The organism is Zooshikella harenae, from assembly GCF_018837975.1.
Classification (GTDB): domain Bacteria; phylum Pseudomonadota; class Gammaproteobacteria; order Pseudomonadales; family Zooshikellaceae; genus Zooshikella; species Zooshikella harenae.
This window is the reverse complement of the sequence record NZ_JAGSOY010000005.1, coordinates 71,290-88,304: the sequence shown is the minus strand read 5'-3', so window position 1 is coordinate 88,304 and position 17,015 is coordinate 71,290. Positions and strand designations below refer to the sequence as shown.

Sequence of the window (17,015 nt, the reverse complement as noted above, 5' to 3'; positions counted from 1 at the left end):
TTAGGGTATGAATGACCGGCGCAAAGAACAACGTATTACCATTGCCCAACCACTTGAGGTGTACGATGTTCACACTGAGCATAAACTAGGCTCACTAGTCGACCTGTCGTACAACGGATTTATGCTACTCACCTCTCAGCCAATATCACCTAACCGAATATTCCAATGCCGCATACATTTAACGGATGTACCTAAGGAAGAACGCACACTTAATTTAGGGGCTGAATGCTTATGGGCTACACCTAGCAATGCCCCCACCCTGTTTTGGGCGGGGTTTCATATCATTGATATTAGTAAACAAGCTCAAAGTGCTTTGGAGCAGTTTATTGATGCTCTCAGCCAAGACTATCAAGCCAGTGAGTCCAACAGCTAATACCAGGTTACTCCCTGACTTAGCTTGCTAGGTTATAGCTTAATCCGCTTATCCCTGGCGGAAGCTAATCTCATCATCAGCTAAATAAGCAACAATCGTACTTCCTGGCGCAAACTGCCCCCCCAAAATATATTGGGCTAATGGGTTCTCCAACCAGCGTTGTATAGCTCGTTTCAAAGGACGTGCACCATAAACAGGATCAAAGCCAACCTCAACCAACTTATCCATCACATCACTATGTACCTGAATGTTTAAATCCAAATCAGCCAGACGACGCTTCAAGAGATTTAACTGAATTTCTGCAATCCCTTTTATTTGCTCTGCGGCCAATGGGTGGAAAACTACCAGTTCATCAACCCGGTTAACAAACTCAGGCCTAAAGTGAGTCGCTACAATATCCATCAAGGTATTTTTAACCTTCTTAAAGTCATGCTCATCCATACGCTGCAGTACATCAGAGCCTAAGTTGGAAGTCATGACTATCACCGTATTTTTGAAATCAACAGTTCGTCCATGGCTATCAGTTAAACGACCATCCTCCAGTACCTGAAGCAATATGTTAAATACATCAGGGTGCGCCTTTTCCACCTCATCCAACAGTATCAGCGAGTAAGGCTTTCTTCGGACTGCTTCCGTAAGATAGCCCCCTTCTTCATAACCAATATAACCTGGAGGTGCACCAACCAAACGCGCTACAGAGTGTTTTTCCATAAACTCTGACATATCAATGCGCACCATGGCTTCCTCTGTATCAAACAAAAACTCAGCTAAAGCCTTACACAATTCTGTCTTACCTACCCCCGTTGGCCCAAGAAACATAAATGAACCATTAGGCCGGTTAGGATCAGCCAACCCAGCCCGTGAACGTCGAACAGCATTGGACACTGCTCGTACAGCTTCCTCCTGTCCGACTACACGATGATGTAAAGCTGACTCCATGCGTAACAGTTTATCTCGCTCACCTTCCAGCATTTTTGTCACAGGGATGCCAGTCCACTTGGAAACTACTTCAGCGATTTCCTCTTCACTGACCTTATTACGGAGTAATTTCATCGAGCTCATTTCAGCCTGACCCGCCAAATCAAGCTTCTTCTCCAGCTCAGGAATTCGCCCGTACTGTAACTCAGACATCCGGGTTAAATCCCCACTTCGACGTGCTGCCTCTAGCTCTGTCCGAGCACGCTCCAATTCTTCTTTAACCTTCTGTGAGCCCTGCAACGCAGCTTTTTCCGCCTTCCAGACTTCTTCAAGATCAGCAAACTCTCGCTCAAGTTTATCGATATCACCTTCCAGCTTTTCCAGTCGTTTGCGAGAAGCCTGGTCCTCTTCTTTTTTCAGTGCTTCTTGCTCAATTTTCAACTGAATTAAGCGGCGCTCAAGCCTATCCATAGATTCAGGTTTAGAGTCCATTTCCATCCGGATGCGACTGGCAGCCTCATCAATCAGGTCGATGGCTTTATCAGGTAACTGGCGATCTGTGATATAACGGTGAGATAACTTAGCAGCAGCAATAATTGCTGAGTCAGTAATATTGACCCCATGGTGCACTTCGTAACGCTCTTTTAAGCCACGTAAAATAGCAATGGTGTCTTCTTCACTAGGCTCATCAACCAATACTTTCTGAAAACGTCGCTCTAAAGCAGCATCCTTTTCGATATACTGACGATACTCATCAAGTGTTGTCGCGCCTACACAATGCAGTTCACCTCGAGCAAGCGCAGGCTTCAACATATTACCAGCATCCATGGCTCCTTCAGCTTTTCCTGCGCCCACCATGGTATGTAGTTCATCAATAAAAAGGATGATACGCCCTTCTTGCTTAGACAGCTCGTTAAGTACTGCTTTTAAGCGTTCTTCAAAATCTCCACGGAATTTTGCACCCGCAATCAATGACCCCATATCCAAGGCTAATATTCGCTTATCCTTTAAACCATCGGGTACTTCACCATTAATAATGCGCTGTGCCAAGCCTTCAACGATTGCCGTTTTACCAACCCCAGGTTCACCAATCAGCACAGGGTTATTTTTAGTCCTACGCTGTAAAACCTGTATTGTGCGCCGAATTTCATCATCTCGACCAATAACAGGATCAAGCTGGCTCTTCTCTGCTCGTGCTGTTAAGTCAATTGTGTATTTATCTAACGCCTGACGATGCTCTTCAGCATTAGGGTCATTAATGGCTTCTCCACCACGAAGATTGGTAATAGCATTTTGCAATGCCTGTTTACTGATCCCCTGCCGGCGCAAAATATCACCCAGAGCCCCTTTATCTTCCATAGCGGCTAGCAGTAAGGTTTCACTGGAAATAAATTGATCGCCTTGTTGCTGTGCCTGCTTATCAGCCATATTTAACAAACGTCCCAGCTCTGGTGACATTTGTACATTACCATCAGGCGTCTTCAAGGTAGGTAAGCGGCTTAATGCTAAGTCTAAGTCCTGGCGTAACTGTTGAAGGTTAAACCCTACCTGCATTAACAATGGTTTTACTGAGCCACCCTGTTGCTCAAGCAGGGCAACCATAAGATGTAATGGTTCTATGTAGTTATGGTCTTTACCTACTGCTAGAGACTGAGCATCAGCAATCGCTTCTTGTAGTTTTGCAGTCAGTCGGTCAATTCTCATCTTTGTTCACCCTGTCTTCAGCAAACTGTTGTTAAACCTACCAAGCTACGATGAGTATGCTCTGAATTCTCTTAGCAAACATTTTAGAAGTCAGCCCATTTATGCACTTGGCGTTGGGACTCTGACGGGAGAAGCTATCAACTGCTCAGTACTGCCCTTCTTCTCCAGAAAGAATTAACTTGTTTATTAATATGGAGGCCTGAGAAAGGGATTCAAGGTCAAAAAGTTGACTTCAATGACTTCAGATGTGAATTTACGGAAAGGAAAATAAATGCATAGCATACTGATAGCTCCTCTCAGCATGCTCTGCAGTTAACCCAGTAATACTATGAACTTGAAAAGTAACTGCAGGGTTAGGGAAAATTAAGTCAGGCTAAGAAAACCAAATAACACTTGCCATTCGGCCTGTTTTGTTTTCTCGCCGATAAGAATAAAAATATTCTGGCTGGTTAAATGTGCACAAATTACCACCATAGACAGCTTCAATACCCAGAGAATATAAACGTAGTCGCGCTAGCTCATACAAATCAGCATACCAGTGGCCTTTACGCTCACTTGGTTGAAAGCAGTGGTTCGCATCTTGGTGTCCTGCAAAAGACTCCATGACCTCTTCCCCAACTTCGTATGCTTGCTGACTTATAGCTGGTCCCAGCCAGACCATTAGCTGCTCTGGTGCTTCTTCTAAAATATGAACAGTGTTTTCAATTACACCTTCAGCCATCCCTCGCCAACCAGCATGAATTACAGCCACTTTACTACCACTCATATCAGTGACGAAAACAGGCAAACAATCGGCGGTTAATACTGCACCCGCCAGGTTAGGCTCCGTTACAATGACCGCATCAGCAGTACGCTCTTTACCGTCATTACTGGCATTAATAACTTCTGCACCATGTTCTTGATTCAACCATTGAATCGATTGTGAAAGCCCCCAATCTTCCATCAAGAGTTTACGGTTTTCGGCAACACGGTCTTCATTATCTCCAACATGAAGAGCCAGGTTAAAGTAACCATAAGGGGGTAAACTGTTTCCTGATACGCGAGTGGTCACCAAAGCATGAACATTAGCGGGGGCTGGCCACTCCGCAAGCAAATAACGATGCTTGCGAAGTTTTTCTGCTTTGGTTTCCAACTTCATTCCAATTCCTCTTCGTGTGATAGGTGTTGCACTTAACCTTGTTCAAATGCACTGATCAGCTGCTGAAAATCAGCAGGACGATCAACCTGCCATTCACAGTATTCCTCTCGACTTGGGTGAATTAACCCCAAACGTCTTGCATGAAGCGCTTGTCGAGAAAACCCTTGCAAGACAGACTGTAAATGAGGTGAGGCGCCTTTTGGCAGACGTAAACGGCCACCATAAAGCATGTCTCCCACTAAAGGATAGTGCAAATAGCTCATATGTACGCGAATCTGGTGGGTGCGCCCAGTTTCCAGCTTCACTTTTACTAACGTAGCTGATTCAAATCGCTGTATGACCCGATAATGGCTTACGGCTGGCTTACCCGTTTCCACTACTGCCATTTTCTTACGATCATGGAAATGGCGACCTATGGGTTGCTCGACAGTCCCACCCGCGGTCATCATGCCATATACTAACGCTTCATACTCACGGCTCACCGTTCTGGCCTGAAGCTGCTCAACTAAATCACAGTGAGCTGGTAAATTTTTAGCCACAACCATCAGACCAGTCGTATCTTTATCTAAGCGATGAACAATTCCAGCTCTAGGAACAGTGGCAAGTTCAGGGCAATGATACAATAGGGCATTCAATAGCGTTCCCTGGGCATGCCCTGCAGCAGGGTGAACGACAAGCCCTGCAGGTTTATTCAGCACAATGAGATCATCATCTTCAAAAACAATATCCAATGGAATCTCTTCTGCAACCCAGCGCTCTTCAGCTTGCAACTCTGCCTGCACCGTTAAAGTTTCACCACCAAGCAGCTTATCTTTAGGTTTCGCCTGCCGCTGATCTACCATCAGTTGCCCAGACTTAATCCAAGCCTGTAATCTTGATCTAGAATACTCACTGAAGCAGTGTGCTGCGACTTGATCAAGACGCTGTCCACTCATGGTCATGGGCACTACTGCTTCTAATACTATCTGTTTATCTTGCTGTGTATGTTCAGTCATAAACCTGCTGTCATGTCGCAAAACCGTAATAGGTAGCTTTTATGCTTTGGATTCAATAGGTTGCTGTGGTTAAATAACGCTATTGTGGGTCATTGAGCAAGAAATGCCTGACCGACAAGGCTAACCCCAGCGTTGCTGGCAGTAAGTCTATCATAGCCTTGTCAAACTTAGTGCATCATCTAGAGGATCTGCCAGCAAACAAGATTTTTAGAAAAAACTTGGACTGGTTCTAACCTCATTTCACTGATCCTATTGAACACTTAAGCAGAAAATTACAAGATAAATGGTTCACTGATTGCTGTTAAAGCACGAATCAATTCACTTAACCTGTTGGCCTACACGTTAAGTATTAATAGGGATAAGCACACAACATGCGTATTGCTAAACACTTAATCATTCTCAGCTTAATTAGCTTGTTAGTAGCATGTGCCTCAGACTCGAAAAAAGAGATTGATGAAAGCCTGACTGAGTCAGAGCTATACGAGCAGGCACAAGTGGCACTTGATACCAGTAATTACAACGATGCAATTGATAAGTTAAAAGCACTGGAAGCCCGTTTTCCCTTTGGCTCCTATGCAGAACAAGCTCAGCTGGATTTAATCTTCGCTTATTACAAAAATCAGGAGCAAGAATCGGCTATCGCGGCAGCTGACCGATTTATTCGTTTGCACCCCAACCATGAAAATGTTGACTATGCCTACTATCTGAAAGGCTTATCCTCATATACCGCTGATGTCGGTATAGTAGAGCGCTATGTTGAGATTGATATGAGCAAGCGTGACCCAGGCCAGGCACGTGATTCATTTAATGAATTTGCTGAATTATTACGCCGTTTTCCTAACAGCCGGTATGCCCCTGATGCTCGAAAACGGATGATATTTCTACGTAATCAATTAGCGGCTTACGAAGTACATGTAGCAAACTACTACATGAAGCGTAAAGCCTATGTCGCTGCAGCTAACCGTGGTAAATATGTGGTTGAAAACCTACAAGAAACCCCATCTGTGCCTGATGCGCTTGCAATAATGGTAGAAGCTTACCAACACTTGGGTCTGTCAACTGCTGCTGACAATGCGCTTGAAGCACTTCGTTTAAATGCACCTAAACACAAGTCGCTGGATAAAAATGGCAACTTTGTCAATTACAAGGTTTACCACGACGTTGATCCTTCAATATGGAACATTATGAGTTTTGGGTTGCTTGATGCTCCAGAAGATATCGAACCGCCTTCTCGTCGCAAAAGTCGTGATCAGCTTGAGCTAGAAGCAGAAGTAGGTCATGAGCGCTCCTGGCTAAACGTTATTAGTTTTGGATTGCTTGGTGATGATGAAGAAGATACAGATACTCCCAAAACAGGTAAAACAGAAACAGCAGAGGAAATCCTGCAGCGGGAAGAGTAAGCTTAGTTATCAATAAGCTTTTGAAAAAAACGGGGCAAATGTCCCGTTTTTTAATATCCACTAAAAAGTACTGTATTCATCCAACTGAATACAAAGTTTACTCACCCAACTGCCAACCATTAGTCACAGGGTAACGTCTATCTCGACCAAATCCACGACGTGTGATTCTTACCCCAATAGCAGCCTGGCGTCGCTTATACTCATTAATATCAACCAAACGCAACACACGATAAACGTCTTCTTTTGCAAAACCCTTTGCAACAATAGCATCAGCGCTTAAATCGTGCTCAATATAATTAGCTAAAATAGCATCCAGCACATCATAGCTTGGCAGACTATCTTCATCCACTTGCCCTGGTGCCAGCTCAGCTGATGGAGGTCGAGTAATAACTCGTTCAGGAATAACAGGTGAAATTGTATTTCGATACCAGGCCAACTCAAAAACCAATGTTTTTGGTACATCTTTTAGCACATCAAAACCACCTGCCATATCACCATACAAAGTTGCGTAGCCAACAGCCATTTCACTTTTATTGCCTGTTGTCAGTACCAGATAGCGCTTTTTATTTGAGAGTGCCATAAGCAACACACCTCGGCAACGCGCCTGAAGATTTTCTTCTGTGGTATCACGACCAGTACCTTTAAACTCATCTGATAAGGTAGACATAAATGCATCAAACATTGGCTCAATTGGTAGCACCTTATAGTCTACCTGCAATGCTTTTGCTTCAGCCTCAGCATCTTCCAAGCTCATAGAAGAGGTATAGTGATAAGGCATCATTACAGCAGAAACCCGCTCTTGACCCAGTGCATCAACAGCAACTGCTAAGGTCAGTGCAGAGTCAATCCCCCCTGATAGACCTAAAATAACGCCTTTGAAGCCATTTTTTTCCACATAATCTCTTACACCTAACACCAAAGCCTGATAAATACTTTGCATTTCTTCTGGCGGGTGAACTTGTGCACCAGTCACTATCGACTTTGATGCTAAGTCAAAAGAAAGAGGATAAAGCCCTTCCTGATAGTAGTTACCACCTACGGCAATTACGCCATCAGCATTCATAGCAAAGGAACCACCATCAAACACCAGCTCATCTTGCCCCCCCACTTGATTTACATAAATCATAGGAATTTGATTCTCAAGACAGCGCTGCCTAGCAACATGTTGGCGTTCAGCCACTTTATCCATATGGTAAGGAGATGCATTTAAGCAGAGCAACAGCTCAGCACCAGCCTGCGTAGCTGCCTTTGCAGGGCCTGGCTCCCAGATATCCTCACAAATACAAAGCCCAATCTTAATACCATCATGGTCATACACAGTAGTTTCATGGCCAGGAGCAAAGTAGCGCTTTTCATCAAAGACTTGATAATTAGGTAGCAGTTGCTTGGCATAACGAGCTTTAATTTTCCCGTCACGCATAACTAAAGCTTGGTTTTGTCCTGCGAAAGGCAAGCCGATAACAATATCAATACCATCAACATGACTTAGCTGGGTTAATGCCTGCTCAACCCTCAATTGCATACTGTCCCGTAAAAGCAAATCTTCCGGTGGGTAGCCACACAAGCTTAGCTCAGAAAAAACAATAATATCTGCCTGATATAACTGCTTTGCCTGCTCTACAGCCACAATAATTTTTTTCGCATTCCCCTGAATATCCCCAACTAAAAAATTCAGTTGGGCCATGACAATCGAAAGCTTCGCTGACATAAGAACCCTAGTGGTCAATTGAACAAATTACGCTATTTTGGGGGAAAGAATGCTCCCTGTAAAATAGCTTCGTAGATCCAGTCATCAAAGTTATTTTTAGTATTGTGACTTGCTATCTCTCCTCACAGAGCTGCCACCTTGAACAAACATTCATTTGCTACACTGAACTCAGACGAAAAGCCTCAAAACAAAAGGCTAACTAACCACCGGCTTTAATAATCCTAATAAAGCGTTATTTATTCCCATATGCCAATCACTGTTTACAACAACGAATTATCTAATCGACGATTTCATGCGCTGAGGGTATATAACCTTTATCGTGCTATTTTAGGTCTACTATTCTTAGCAGCCGCATTCAGCCCTATTGGTCAAGAACTAATCACACCAGATACATCACTTCACTTCAAAGTATTTGCATTTATTTATCTTGGCATCAATGTGCTTATCATTGTCTTTAGTAGCAAGCCACCTAATACCGTACAAATTTTCACTATTGTCTGCTTGGATATCGTTTTACTTAGTGTGCTGTTTTATTTAAGCCGAAAGCAAGCCACCGGCCTGGGCAACCTGTTAATTGTTGCTGTTGCAGCTGGCAATATATTATTAAAAGGGCGAACGGGTATTGCCATTGCGGCATTGGCAACCTTATGCATTATAGCGCTGAGTATTTATCAAACACTGGTTCCTGACGAACAAAGTAAATCTATTAATGCCGGTTTGTTAGGTGCAATTATCTTTGCCACAGCTATTTTTGTGCAAAGCCTATCTGACCGGATCCGCCGTAGTGAAGAAATTGCCAGACAGCGCAGCACTGAATACTATAACCTTCAAAAATTAAATCAGCTGATTATCCAACGTATGCGTACTGGAATTCTGGTTATTGATAACCATGAGCGTATTATTATGATGAATCAAGCCAGTCATTTTTTTTTAAACAGTCCAGAACAAACACCCACACTATTACAGGCAGCCCCCGACCTACATGCTTGCTTCCAACAATGGAAAGCACATCCTGAGTCTCCCCCCAAACCATTTCAAACAAGTCCAGACCGCCCTAAAGTCCAGTCAAGTTTCACCCAAATATACGATAATGAATCTAGCAAAGTTATTATTTTTCTTGACGACCTAACGGCATTAAATCAACAAGCACAGCAACTCAAGTTAGCATCGTTAGGCAAACTAACTGCTGCAATTGCACATGAGATTAGAAACCCATTAGGTGCTATTAGTCATGCAGCCCAATTACTCAATGAATCTGACCAGTTAAGTGGTGCAGATCAACGACTGATTGAAATCATTCAAAATCACTCGCGACGCATGAACATCATTATTGAAAATGTATTACAACTCACCCGGCGCAAAACCAGTAATCCTCACTCCCTTATATTAAGTGACTGGCTTAAACAATTTTTGACTGAAGAACCCTTTCCAGGCTTTAGCAACCCAGTTATTAGCTTCACCCCCTACCCTACACCTATCCTGATCATGGCTGACCCTGATCAGCTCACTCAAGTTGTCACGAACCTTTGCCAAAATGCTTTACGGTATAGCTTTAAAAAGAATCAACAAGCCACGCTACAATTACATACAGGGTTACGAGACGATAACGGGCTACCTTATCTTGAAATCATTGATAATGGACCAGGTATGAAGCCAGAGGTAAGAAACCACTTATTTGAGCCTTTTTATACCACTGAGCCCAGAGGAACAGGACTAGGATTGTATATATCAAAAGAGTTATGTGAAGCTAACCAAGCATCTCTTGAGCTAGTGCGTTATGAGTCAGGCTGTACCTTTAGGATTACATTTACGCATGGTCAACATGAAAGCATGCATTTAAACAGTGCCCATGAATAAGCCCAACGTTTTAATTGTTGATGACGAGCCTGATATTCGAGAATTGCTCGAAATCACCCTGGGCCGAATGCGCCTGAACACACTGGCAGTGGATGGAATAATGAGTGCGAAGTCTGCTCTAGCGGATAATACTTACAATCTATGTCTTACTGATATGAATCTGCCAGATGGAAATGGTATTGAACTGGTTAAACATATCAATCAATTCTACAATGATATGCCGGTCGCCATGATTACGGCCTACGGCAGCATGGATACCGCGATTGAAGCTTTAAAAGCAGGTGCATTTGACTTCGTTAGCAAGCCTATTGATTTACAACGACTCAGAGAGCTTATCAACAATGCCTTGCAACTTGCTACCCCAATAACAGATAACACCGTTATCAAACAAACTCAGCTATTGGGCCAATCAGCAGTCATGGCCAAGCTAGGCAAGCAAATCATCAAGCTAGCTAGAAGCCAGGCCCCTGTATACATTAGTGGTGAATCAGGCACAGGCAAAGAAATGGTAGCTCGCTTAATTCATGAGCAAGGACCTCGAGCCAATCATCCCTTTATTCCAGTCAACTGTGGCGCAATTCCTTCTGAACTTATGGAAAGCGAATTTTTTGGCCACAAAAAAGGCAGTTTCACGGGAGCCACCAGTGATAAGGAAGGTCTTTTTCAGTCTGCTGATGGAGGCACTCTGTTTTTAGATGAAGTGGCTGACCTACCAGCGCCCATGCAAGTAAAACTGTTACGCGCCATTCAAGAAAAAGCGATTCGCCCAGTTGGCAGCCAACAAGAAATAAAAATAAATACTCGTATTCTTAGTGCTACACACAAAGATCTTGCTGACATGGTTGCCAATGGACAATTTAGACAAGATCTATTTTATCGCATTAATGTTATTGAACTTAATGTCCCCCCTCTTCGTGAACGACAGGAAGATATTTTGCTTCTTGCTAATTTCTTTTTAAAACAACTTGCAGAGCCATGCGAAGTAGAGCCACCCCACCTTACACCTGAAGCTGAAAAGGCCTTACTTGCTTACAGTTTCCCAGGAAATGTTCGAGAGTTAGAAAATATTTTAGAGCGCGCCTTTACCCTTTGCGAAGCAGATGAAATATCGGCGAACGATTTAAAATTGAACGCCGAGAGTACAACACCCTCTGTCAGTGTAACCTCAGATTCAGAACAACAAACTATTACAGCGGCGTCACCGATTCCACTAGATGGCAGCCAATCTCTTGAGGACTACTTAGCAGAGCTGGAACGTAAAGCCATTGTTCAAGCACTAGAAGAGTCCAGGTGGAACAAAACGGCTGCAGCCAAAAAGTTAGGAATCACTTTCCGTGCTCTCCGCTATCGCCTCAAAAAATTAGGCCTAGATTAGGCATTAATTTACGTAAAAACCGAAAGCATTTTTTATATTTTTTTAAATGACCCCACAGACCAAGTCAATTAACAGCTGGTGTGAAGGTTGTTAGTAACACTCCTTAATTAACTGCATATCTACTAACCATGATAGCAACTTCTGATTGACCCGTAATGTATGCTAGAACAGCTTTGCTGATGTGTAGAAATAAGCTTTAGGAAATGTGTAAAAAATAATTCGTAATGAGTTAATACTGAGCCAAGTCAAGTGAGTTTAGAGATTATTTACAGAAACAAAAAAGTTGCTGAAGAATTAACAGAATTTCTCGCCCCAAACAATATGATTATTTTTTATACACCTTTTACTTTTAGCCTGCAGGAAAATCAGTTTACACAGTATAGATATACCATTAGACCAAGGAGGGAACATGCAATCATCTGCTACTCATCGTGATTTTACTCAAGTCAAAAAAAAATCATCATTTCATAGCACTGGCTCTCACTTTAATTCTCAAGGATTTACCCTAGTCGAATTATTGGTGACTTGCAGCATTCTTATAATGCTTGTTGGTTATGGCATACCTGCACTCAATCAATTTATACAAAGTTGCTCAACACGAACCAGTATCAACACCCTGCATAATGCTATTACTACAGCACGCACTCAAGCCGTAGTACATAAAACAACTGTTACCCTCTGCCCTTCTGCTGATGGTATTTCCTGTCAGTCTGAATGGCACCAACATATCATTGTTTTTAGCGATCCGAATAAAAACAAACAGCTTGATGATGAGGAAACGCTTTATCAAATACTCGATATAAACAATAAAATCAAACTATCAAGTCGTTTATCAGCAGGAAGAAGTTACCTACGTTTTAAACCTGATGGAATCATTTCAGGTACAGCAGGCACATTAACCATTTGCCCCTCCAACAACAATAATCATCATGCTAGGCAACTTATTGTCAGCTTTACAGGACGAACACAGCATGCTGCAGACATTGATGGTGATGGAATTATTGAAACAAGACAAGGCAAAGATATTCAGTGCTCTGGCTAACGCCACATAGTCCACAGTATGTTAACGAGAAATAGCTTTAACAGACTTAAAGTGCCCTTCACTATCAAACTCAATAACAAACTGTCCCTGTATTCCTTCATGAGTAAGAAAACGCTGTAAAATATTAGCAGGAAAACTAACTGATCGACCATCAAATGTGTGCGCTAACACTTGTTTTGCTGAGCCTTTATAATACCGCAAGTACTCTTCTGGAGAGATATTCAATGTAACTGTCACACTCGGCATAATGACAAATCACCCTTTCAACTTACAGTATACTTGGCTAGTTGAGTCCATTGAGCTACAGATATAAGCAGACACTTATAATTGAATTAGATCACATAATAAACTATTAGACTACTTCACACCTTTGCAAAACCCGCCTTGTGCCTTACATTCTAGATTAGCCTTTTTTACCCGATATTAAGATTTATAAGACTTACTCAATGATATTTAAGCAAAGCTCTAGTGCATCACTCACTCTAACTCATAACGGCTTTATCATTAGAAGCATAAACGTTTGCTCTTTTGCGTATTACGCATGAGTCAAATAGTCACAACGAAAAAACTATAAAAAAGTCTACCTATAAGGAGAAAGGTATGCTCAACCCCAGCAAGGAGCCAAAAACCACCCGTGTTTATCGCCACCAATTGTTATGGGGGATAATCAGCTTCATTTGCCTTATCCAACAAGCAGATGCTAACCACCTACAACCACACACAGAAAAACTTCACACGACGTATAATCATACCTCTTCATACCCTCAGAATACTTTACCAAGCCTACATTTTAATTTTGAGTATGGGACACAAAACTGGCAGGGAATGTTTGGTGCTCAAGTCGAGCAAAGTTATACCCAATCTGAACAGGGTGGCGTTTTACATGTTTTTAATCGCCATAAATGGTTTTCAGCCGCCAAGCTTCCAGTCAACAGGTTACTACTTGCAGGACATCAGTATCAATTAAGCTTTGAAATTAATATTCCAAATCAACGGCAATATAGTGATAATGTTTGTGTTCACCTCTTTATTGATAGTAATGAAGGCCTAAAAATACAAGACATCTTTCTTGGTAAAGTACCTACTCAGCAGTGGTGGCCTGTTACAGGCTATATCACAGCGCCCACACAATTAAATATTAAAAATCTGGATATTATGATTTTTGGACCTCATAGTGAACACTTTTTTATTGATAATATTCGGTTGTCACTACAATAAAAATTCCGTTTTAACTAAAGACTATCTGATAAAGGATAAGGAGAATCTTTCAACACAACGCTATTTAAATACTATTTTCTTAGGAACTCATAGTCTAAAACTTGCGTATTTATAATGAACGCTTCTAAAATGAATGACTTTAAACATCAATGCCGGAAGAACTCATCAATCCATCGTTGAATAATACCCGACTCTCTTAACTCAACGATGACTGCATTCATTTTGGGTTTTAAGTAGCGAAATTTTGAGCGTTTAGAAAAGGCAAAGTAGAACTTTTCTTCAACAACAGGGGGAGAAAGTACTTCAAAGTCTCCTTCATAACCATACGCTTTTAGCTGAACTGTTGCTGGATAAAGTCCATATAGAAAATAATCAATTCTGTTATGTGCAAGCTTACGGAAATTAGCTACAGACTCATGTTCCCACTCCATATAAAGGTACTTTTGAATAAAAAGATCAAATGCTTCGCCATAGCTTTCCCCTAAATTTGTGGAACCTTTCTTGCCAATTAGGTCTTTCCATTGTCGATAAGGAAATGTATTACCTGTCTTAACAAAAATTACAACTGGATCAGTCATAAACCACTCAGCATAATCCAAATATGTTTTCCTATGTTCATTCAAATATACACCTGCAATAATATCAATCTTCCCTTTCTTTGCAGCTAAGTGCACTCGTTTCCAGGGCCCTGACGAGACAAGTTTATATGGAATACCAAGTTTATCTGCAATTGCACTTGTTACTTTTGCTGCAACACCTGTAATTAAATCTCCTTCAGCCTGCGATACAGGAGGATAGCTTGGATGACCTGACACCAATAAGTCACGCCCATAACTATTACTAGATAAGAGCAATATCAGCCACAAAGTGGCACGCCAAATATTCACCATTGTTATCTTAATTTTTAACCTGACTTATTTAGTGTAGATTCGACTTACGCTCATTACCTTTATTACACTCACAAACCTTTGTTTTTCTAGAGCCAACGTGATGTCGCCGTTATACTAAGTTAATGTCCTCATCTACTTATATTGCACTAGCAATGCTTTAGTGACTGTTTGGTTAGCTAATGAATATAAAAAAAGCATTATATAAATAATGCTTTTTCTTAAAGGAATAGGTATCTGAAAAAAAATTGTAAAAATATACACTCTTAGCTTTCTTATGAAACCAGCACTCAACTATGGCCGACTATCACCTACTTTTCTTCAAGCCACCAATAACATCGAATGACAATCCCGTAATAACTTCCATGACTGCATAAACACATTAACCGTTTTACCTTCCGATCCATTATCAAAATGCTCTAACCAAAAATGCGCCAATTGATATGGATCTGCAGTCGCAGGTAATGCAACTCCCGATTGGAGATAAAGTTGCCAGGCAATTGCTGTTGCATATGAAAGATTACTTAAGAGTTCTAACTCTGGTTGAATTAAAAATAACTGTTGGGATGCCAAGCCTCGAACTTTACTGGCTAAATCAGGATGCTGTGCTAAGTACGCATCCCATAAATAGCGATGACTTGCAGCTGAAATATGATAGACCCCTAACCCCTCATTACCATCATATTGATGTGTGGCAAGACTACTTTCTGCATAGGCTGTTGTAACCATTAAGCAGGCTGCCACAGGAGAATTTACATTCAAATATGACAACGTAGCAGGAACCACTTTATGAAGGAGGTTGATCACTTGATTGTTCATCTCACACCTCCTGGTACATCTCTTTTAGCATCACATACTTCTTATATCGGCTACCTAATGAAAAAGATTAAAAAAATCAACAAAACTTTATTTTTTATGTCAATAATTACATTTCTAAAGCTAACTATAATGTAATATCACTCGGCCACTTAGACCACTATGCTCTTTCAATACTTTTTTCATCTCTATTAATTAAGATACTTAAGTTACATTTTTATATTCATGTTAGTTAATCATAACTATTATGCAGTTATAACTATTATCTATATGCTAAATACCAAGGGACCTGCCCACCATTGCTTTAACCATAAAACACTAAAATCACAAAGATGAACAAACAAATACGTACTTATTATTAATACTTGAAGTAAGCAATGCCTTAAGGAGCACAGGGATGTCGTTCGCATGCTATAAAAAGGATCAACCAATCAGGCTCATCAGTACTGTAATAATAATTGCTTTTCTAGGAATAAGCATAGTCAGTTGTGAAAAAGAACCCATCGTTCAAGAACCTCCTGCAGTCATTGTAACCACAGTTAAAGAAGACAAAATATTCCATTCCATCGACTTAGTCGGCCGAACTGAAGCAAGTGAAGATGTAAATATTCGATCCCGTGTCGAAGGTACATTACTGGAAAGACACTTTAATGAAGGAGATGAGGTTACAAAAGATCAGTTATTATTTACTTTAGATCCTGCCCCTTACCAAGCTGTTGTTGACCAAAGCCAGTCTGAAATTGAGCGATTACAAGCTATTTTAGATGAAGCAACGATAAACTTCGATCGAGGTGAACGTCTTGTAAAAAAAGGGACTATCAGCCAATCCCAAATGGATGAACTCACCAGTAAAAAAATCCAAGCTGAATCAGCACTTAAGGGAGCTCAAGCCCAGCTCGAAAAATCTTCACTAAATTTAAGCTATACCAAAGTTACAGCGCCACTTTCAGGCCGTATAGGAAAATCATTATTAAGCTTAGGAGATCTGGTCACCCCAAATCAGGATACTCTAGCAACTATCGTTAAGCTTGACCCAATCTATGTAAACTTTCAGGTTAATGAAAAAGCATTTGTGGACTTCCAAGAGGAAGCCAGAAAGCGTATTTCTGCGGGCCAGGAAAAACCATCTGTAGTCCCCCAATTACGACTATCAAATGATAAAATGTACCCTCATGATGGCAAATTAGACTTTATGGATAATAGGGTTGACCAGGCCACTGGGACAATAAAGGTACGCGCTGTATTTCCCAACGATAATAAAATACTGCTTCCTGGCCAGTACGTCACCCTTATTTTACGCCAAAAAACACCGCAACAAGCATTATTGGTTCCTCAAGCATCTGTTCAAGAAAATCAACAAGGTAAATTCGTTCTGGTTGTTAATAATGAAAAAGTTGTTGAAGCTCGCCCAGTGAAATTAGGACAACGAATTAAAACTCGCTGGGAGGTTATCGATGGATTAAAACCTGGTGAAGTGATTATTACAGAAGGTATTCAAAAAGTTAAAATTGGAGGAAAAGTCAAGCCGACTGAACAACAGGTAGCACCTTTTAATGAAACAAGCGCAAGCTGATTGGGAGTCAC

The 17,015-nt window shown here is 41.4% G+C and carries 14 protein-coding genes; 7 read left to right on the top strand and 7 right to left on the bottom strand.

All coding sequences use genetic code 11. The features are described 5' to 3' along the window. Positions 1-7 precede the first annotated feature (7 nt). Entirely contained in the window at positions 8-373 is a 366-nt protein-coding gene (locus tag KCG35_RS03840; RefSeq protein WP_215818347.1) for a PilZ domain-containing protein, read from the top strand. Positions 374-421: 48 nt separating this feature from the next. Here the strand turns inward: KCG35_RS03840 and clpB are convergent, their stop codons facing one another. The 3 genes from clpB to rluD form a co-directional block, all read right to left on the bottom strand. Then, on the bottom strand, positions 422-2,995 hold the full coding sequence (gene clpB, locus KCG35_RS03835; protein WP_215818346.1) for an ATP-dependent chaperone ClpB: 2,574 nt from the start codon (positions 2,993-2,995) through the stop codon (positions 422-424). A gap of 373 nt (positions 2,996-3,368) precedes the next feature. Next, positions 3,369-4,133 carry a peptidoglycan editing factor PgeF gene (gene pgeF / locus KCG35_RS03830; protein ID WP_215818345.1) on the bottom strand — a complete coding sequence of 255 codons (765 nt, stop codon included), beginning with the start codon at positions 4,131-4,133 and terminating at the stop codon, positions 3,369-3,371. A 32-nt stretch (positions 4,134-4,165) separates the two neighbouring features. Further along, positions 4,166-5,128, bottom strand: a complete 963-nt coding sequence (gene rluD / locus KCG35_RS03825; protein ID WP_215818344.1) for a 23S rRNA pseudouridine(1911/1915/1917) synthase RluD — start codon at positions 5,126-5,128, stop codon at positions 4,166-4,168. 371 nt (positions 5,129-5,499) lie between these two features. Here rluD and KCG35_RS03820 point away from each other — a divergent pair, with 371 nt between their 5' ends. After that, a complete protein-coding gene (locus KCG35_RS03820) occupies positions 5,500-6,528 on the top strand; it encodes an outer membrane protein assembly factor BamD (RefSeq protein WP_215818343.1) in 1,029 nt (342 codons plus the stop codon). A 97-nt stretch (positions 6,529-6,625) separates the two neighbouring features. Here KCG35_RS03820 and KCG35_RS03815 read toward each other — a convergent pair whose 3' ends face one another. Further along, the gene (locus tag KCG35_RS03815; RefSeq protein ID WP_215818342.1) at positions 6,626-8,236 is read right to left on the bottom strand and encodes an NAD+ synthase; all 1,611 of its coding nucleotides are present in this window, start codon (positions 8,234-8,236) and stop codon (positions 6,626-6,628) included. Positions 8,237-8,482: 246 nt separating this feature from the next. Between KCG35_RS03815 and KCG35_RS03810 the strand changes: the two genes are divergently transcribed. From KCG35_RS03810 to KCG35_RS03800, 3 genes are all read left to right on the top strand, one after another. Next, a complete protein-coding gene (locus KCG35_RS03810) occupies positions 8,483-10,093 on the top strand; it encodes a sensor histidine kinase (protein WP_215818341.1) in 1,611 nt (536 codons plus the stop codon). Then, positions 10,086-11,468, top strand: coding sequence for a sigma-54-dependent transcriptional regulator (locus KCG35_RS03805; RefSeq protein ID WP_215818340.1), 1,383 nt, complete (start codon positions 10,086-10,088; stop codon positions 11,466-11,468). Before KCG35_RS03810 ends, KCG35_RS03805 begins: the two co-directional genes overlap by 8 nt. 409 nt (positions 11,469-11,877) lie before the next feature. Further along, positions 11,878-12,510, top strand: a complete 633-nt coding sequence (locus KCG35_RS03800; protein ID WP_215818339.1) for a GspH/FimT family pseudopilin — start codon at positions 11,878-11,880, stop codon at positions 12,508-12,510. Positions 12,511-12,531: 21 nt separating this feature from the next. Here the strand turns inward: KCG35_RS03800 and KCG35_RS03795 are convergent, their stop codons facing one another. Then, positions 12,532-12,756, bottom strand: a complete 225-nt coding sequence (locus KCG35_RS03795; protein WP_215818338.1) for a DUF2835 domain-containing protein — start codon at positions 12,754-12,756, stop codon at positions 12,532-12,534. Between the two features lie 354 nt (positions 12,757-13,110). Between KCG35_RS03795 and KCG35_RS03790 the strand changes: the two genes are divergently transcribed. Further along, on the top strand, positions 13,111-13,728 hold the full coding sequence (locus KCG35_RS03790) for a carbohydrate binding domain-containing protein (RefSeq protein ID WP_215818337.1): 618 nt from the start codon (positions 13,111-13,113) through the stop codon (positions 13,726-13,728). A 146-nt stretch (positions 13,729-13,874) separates the two neighbouring features. Here KCG35_RS03790 and KCG35_RS03785 read toward each other — a convergent pair whose 3' ends face one another. Continuing rightward, positions 13,875-14,618 (bottom strand): substrate-binding periplasmic protein, encoded by a 744-nt coding sequence (locus tag KCG35_RS03785; protein WP_215818336.1) that lies wholly within the window; start codon positions 14,616-14,618, stop codon positions 13,875-13,877. A gap of 318 nt (positions 14,619-14,936) precedes the next feature. Beyond that, positions 14,937-15,434: a hypothetical protein gene (locus tag KCG35_RS03780; RefSeq protein ID WP_215818335.1), complete on the bottom strand. Its 498-nt coding sequence runs from the start codon at positions 15,432-15,434 to the stop codon at positions 14,937-14,939. 394 nt (positions 15,435-15,828) lie between these two features. On the opposite strand from KCG35_RS03780, the gene KCG35_RS03775 reads away from it, so the two are divergent. After that, on the top strand, positions 15,829-17,004 hold the full coding sequence (locus tag KCG35_RS03775) for an efflux RND transporter periplasmic adaptor subunit (protein WP_215818334.1): 1,176 nt from the start codon (positions 15,829-15,831) through the stop codon (positions 17,002-17,004). Positions 17,005-17,015: the final 11 nt, after the last annotated feature.

What these genes read in the sequence shown, in the direction of transcription:
- KCG35_RS03775 (WP_215818334.1), top strand. Translation starts at nt 15,829, where the DNA reads ATGTCGTTCGCATGCTATAAAAAGGATCAACCAATCAGGCTCATCAGT.
- KCG35_RS03810 (WP_215818341.1), top strand. Translation starts at nt 8,483, where the DNA reads ATGCCAATCACTGTTTACAACAACGAATTATCTAATCGACGATTTCAT.
- rluD (WP_215818344.1), bottom strand. Translation starts at nt 5,128, where the DNA reads ATGACTGAACATACACAGCAAGATAAACAGATAGTATTAGAAGCAGTA.
- KCG35_RS03815 (WP_215818342.1), bottom strand. Translation starts at nt 8,236, where the DNA reads ATGTCAGCGAAGCTTTCGATTGTCATGGCCCAACTGAATTTTTTAGTT.
- KCG35_RS03800 (WP_215818339.1), top strand. Translation starts at nt 11,878, where the DNA reads ATGCAATCATCTGCTACTCATCGTGATTTTACTCAAGTCAAAAAAAAA.
- KCG35_RS03790 (WP_215818337.1), top strand. Translation starts at nt 13,111, where the DNA reads ATGCTCAACCCCAGCAAGGAGCCAAAAACCACCCGTGTTTATCGCCAC.
- KCG35_RS03820 (WP_215818343.1), top strand. Translation starts at nt 5,500, where the DNA reads ATGCGTATTGCTAAACACTTAATCATTCTCAGCTTAATTAGCTTGTTA.
- KCG35_RS03785 (WP_215818336.1), bottom strand. Translation starts at nt 14,618, where the DNA reads ATGGTGAATATTTGGCGTGCCACTTTGTGGCTGATATTGCTCTTATCT.
- KCG35_RS03805 (WP_215818340.1), top strand. Translation starts at nt 10,086, where the DNA reads ATGAATAAGCCCAACGTTTTAATTGTTGATGACGAGCCTGATATTCGA.
- KCG35_RS03840 (WP_215818347.1), top strand. Translation starts at nt 8, where the DNA reads ATGAATGACCGGCGCAAAGAACAACGTATTACCATTGCCCAACCACTT.
- KCG35_RS03795 (WP_215818338.1), bottom strand. Translation starts at nt 12,756, where the DNA reads ATGCCGAGTGTGACAGTTACATTGAATATCTCTCCAGAAGAGTACTTG.
- pgeF (WP_215818345.1), bottom strand. Translation starts at nt 4,133, where the DNA reads ATGAAGTTGGAAACCAAAGCAGAAAAACTTCGCAAGCATCGTTATTTG.
- clpB (WP_215818346.1), bottom strand. Translation starts at nt 2,995, where the DNA reads ATGAGAATTGACCGACTGACTGCAAAACTACAAGAAGCGATTGCTGAT.
- KCG35_RS03780 (WP_215818335.1), bottom strand. Translation starts at nt 15,434, where the DNA reads ATGAACAATCAAGTGATCAACCTCCTTCATAAAGTGGTTCCTGCTACG.